2 protein-coding genes are annotated in these 891 nt (G+C 42.8%); both read right to left on the bottom strand.

The genetic code is table 11. The features are described from left to right. On the bottom strand, positions 1-408 hold a 408-nt coding region (locus C2M25_RS10310), incomplete at its 3' end, for a hypothetical protein (protein ID WP_199775172.1). 2 nt (positions 409-410) lie between these two features. Continuing rightward, positions 411-891, bottom strand: a 481-nt coding sequence (locus tag C2M25_RS10305; RefSeq protein WP_199775171.1) for a terminase gpA endonuclease subunit, incomplete at its 5' end; no start/stop codon positions are given.

Genomic DNA, 891 nt, shown 5'->3' with positions numbered 1-891 from the left:
CGACAAGCTACGACCGTCAATACTGTAGTTTTCATGATCAGTTAAAACTCGCCCTTCTAAGCGCTTACGTATTGCAACTAACATTTTTTCATTATGAGTTAATACACTGCTTGTCTGAGCTGCCGTTGGATCAGCTTTAACTTCTATGCGTCCTTCATTTAACTGATAGTTCTCACCATGTAACGTTTGGATTAAATGCCAGGTGTAATGCCCTACTTGAATAGCTGCGCTATCAGCTGAGCTCATGCTTACAATTACTTCGCCTGCGGCAAAGGTTGCATCAATTGATACTCGGTTTTGTTCTGACAAGAGAACATACTGAAATTGAGACACATCGCCTTCATCGCCAGTAAATTGAGCTGTCCAAACAACTTTGGTACCAGCAATGATGCTCTTTGGTTCTGACATAATTAATGACCTGAAATGAATCCTGAACCACGCCCAGCGCGCTGACTAGAACGCTTGGGCTTCGTTGGTTTCTTAACTACTTCTGTTTCTTCTTGCTGAGGTGCAAATAAATCTATCTGAGACAAGCGTTGCTCTAGCAAGTCCCAATCTTTAGGTTTTTTAGTGTGAACTTTTGTGGCCATTGCCGCATGCAATGCATAAACTTCACAGTCTAACGCTTCATTTCGACGGCCTGATTTTACTTGCCAAATTCGAGCACCACGTAAGTTTCTTGATGGCGCTTTTATTTCCGATGTAACCTGCTCCCAATAATCGACTCGGGCATCTGAATAGCTGTGCATATAAGCACTTGTCCCATTTAGCCGTTTAGAGATCAGGTCTTTTGCTTTGTGCGTCCCAACCATATAAACCTGCACGCCATGTTTATCAGCTTTAGTGGCTTTACGCGCATTGTTATGGTCTAGCTTTTGTGGCAAACGAAAT

Source organism: Pseudoalteromonas sp. T1lg21, from assembly GCF_002964625.1.
Classification (GTDB): Bacteria; Pseudomonadota; Gammaproteobacteria; order Enterobacterales; family Alteromonadaceae; genus Pseudoalteromonas; species Pseudoalteromonas gelatinilytica.
This window is presented reverse-complemented; position numbering and strand designations above follow the sequence as displayed.